The organism is Bradyrhizobium sp. BRP22 (genome assembly GCF_020194175.1).
GTDB lineage: Bacteria > Pseudomonadota > Alphaproteobacteria > Rhizobiales > Xanthobacteraceae > Bradyrhizobium.
Genome location: NZ_JADYVX010000090.1, coordinates 1 through 2,337 on the forward strand (window position 1 = coordinate 1; position 2,337 = coordinate 2,337).

A 2,337-nucleotide genomic window follows, 5' to 3' on the forward strand; every position below is an offset into this window, starting at 1 on the left:
TTGAAAACATGGCCATTCTTCGGCGCTGAATATCACCGTCTTTGTTGACCAGTGTTTTAGTGACAAATGCTGCATGGTTTTTCGTAGTGTTGTATCCCTTCCAGACTTCATGTGGATCGAGGGCATACGCACAAACCTTACCAGCAACGGGGATTCTAACTAATGCATTTTTTGATTCTAAGTAATTGAGCCAACGAATAATTGTGCTTCTGCTAACTCCAAGTTTTTCAGCTAGGAATTGCTGATCCGCAACGACAGCGCCACACGTAGGATCGATATGCTCCGCTAAAAATGAGTACAGCTTCAGTGCTGATATGCCTTGGCTATCCTTCAGCAGCTCTCGAACGCGTTCCCAACCTTTTGGGGATACCTGTGTAAACCTTGAATTCTTCTTTGCTTCTTCGAGATCCTCGGTGTTTTTCTTTGCCTCATCTGAAAGTTGTTTCAGTCGTTTTTCTGAATCAATAAACATGATTTTTTCCCTCTAAAAATCCCATGCACTAACGTTGGTTCAAATCTAAGCCATCATGACACATCTGTGCAACACCTTGTTGCGTGTTGTCGCATCCAGGATGCGACAACGTTGTGTCACCCTGGATGCGACAGGTAAACAAAAAACACACTAAAAAAACAACAACTTACAAATCGGCGTAAAAGATCTATTCTAGGCAAGGGTGTTGCGCGCAACGCAACGCCCTTTGGGGGTGTCGGGGCGAAGCCCTGACCCAGTCACGTAGCGATAGCGGAGTGTATACTGGCTTACTCCTCTGCAAGCCTTACCAGCTGTGATTTTTGCCAGATTTCACGCTCTCAACGTTCAACAGCTCCATCATGGTTTTGCCGTCCGTTCACCGCTAAAACGCCTCAGAAATCGGGACAGGATGTGCAAATGTAATACCGTCACCCGCGACGATATTCCGTTTGCCATCTGGTCAGGGCTTCGCCCCGACACCCCGTATCAGTGCGTACGTGCTCAATGTGGTTTCCGGTTCTCTTCCGCTTCCTCGCCCACTCGCTCACTAACGTTCGGTCGCTGGGGCTGCGGCGAGCGGTGCCACCTCTCGCATGTTGTCGGTGATTCCGCTGTTGTTCTTTCGGGGATAAGTCGTCAGATAGCCCTTCAAACGCGCTCAGAAGCTCTCAGACGCACGAAACGGGGTTTAAATGCCCGTCAGGGCATGGAAGGCGCGAAAAACGCTTACAGAGCGTTTCAGGAGGTCAGGCGCGCCGATACCCCTAGCCAGGGGCTTTCAGGTCGCCAGGAACCGCGCCAGCCCCCTGCAAAGCCCATTTGCACGGAACAGGCAGCCACGCGGTTGGCAGGTGGTCGTAGACCGTCGGTGTTACAGCGATGGGGGTCTGGGGTTCTCCCCAGACGGTTTCCGGTTGCGCTCAAGGCGCTGCCGGAACCGTGGCGGCTCGATCGTTCTGGAGATCGGGGAGCAAAAACACGCAAGGGATTTTGAGGCGGCAAAAGAGCAATGCAGGATAGACAACCCGATGTCAAATGTTAACATTTGAATCAGATTGTCCAAAAACGGGGTTTTTGCCGCCTGCCGCTGGCTCAATTTGAAAACATGGCCATGATTCGGCGCTGAATATCACCGTCTTTGTTGACCAGTGTTTTAGTGACAAACGCCGCGTAGTTTTTAGATGTGTTGTATCCCTTCCAGACTTCATGTGGATCGAGTGCATACGCACAAACCTTACCAGCAACAGGAATTCTGACTAACGCGTTTTTTGATTCTAAGTAGTTGAGCCAGCGCTTAATTGTGCTTCGGCTAACACCCAATTTATCTGCTAAAAACTGCTGATCGGCAACAACAGCACCGCATGAGGGATCTATGTGCTCAGCTAAAAACGAGTAAAGCGGTATTGCTACAACTCCCTGCTTGTCCTTCGACAGTTCTCGGATCCTTTCCCAGCCCTTCTGATAAACCTGGGTGAATGGGCCGTTATTTTTCGGATCTGATTCCGATTCTTTGTTTAATTTTTCCAGTTCTTTTAGACGCTTTTTTCGCTGCTCTTCAGTCCCGATATACATGGTAAATCTCCACGGTCTAATGATGGCTCAAATATAAGCCATCATAGCTCAAACGTAAACCATGATAGGTCGACCTAGCTCACACATGCGTGAGCTAACCTTAGACCACACATGCGTGAGCTAACCCATAATGCAAGTAGCTAAAAAATCAATAACTTACAAAATCGCCCTTAAATATCTTTTCTGCTGAAAGTGTTGCGCAAAGCGGAACACTTTTTTGGGGTGTCGGGGCGAAGCCCTGACCCAGTCACGTAGCGATAGCGGAGTGTATACTGGCTTACTCCTCTGCCAGC

2 protein-coding genes are annotated in these 2,337 nt (G+C 49.1%); both read right to left on the reverse strand.

From position 1 onward, the window contains the following. A partial coding sequence (locus tag I6F35_RS39450) for a helix-turn-helix domain-containing protein (RefSeq protein WP_225122949.1) occupies positions 1-472 on the reverse strand: 472 nt, incomplete at its 3' end. A gap of 1,092 nt (positions 473-1,564) precedes the next feature. After that, positions 1,565-2,044: a helix-turn-helix domain-containing protein gene (locus tag I6F35_RS39455; protein ID WP_000275450.1), complete on the reverse strand. Its 480-nt coding sequence runs from the start codon at positions 2,042-2,044 to the stop codon at positions 1,565-1,567. Positions 2,045-2,337 lie beyond the last annotated feature (293 nt).

Excerpts from the sequence above, each read along its gene's own strand:
- I6F35_RS39455 (WP_000275450.1), bottom strand. The coding sequence starts at position 2,044 with ATGTATATCGGGACTGAAGAGCAGCGAAAAAAGCGTCTAAAAGAACTG.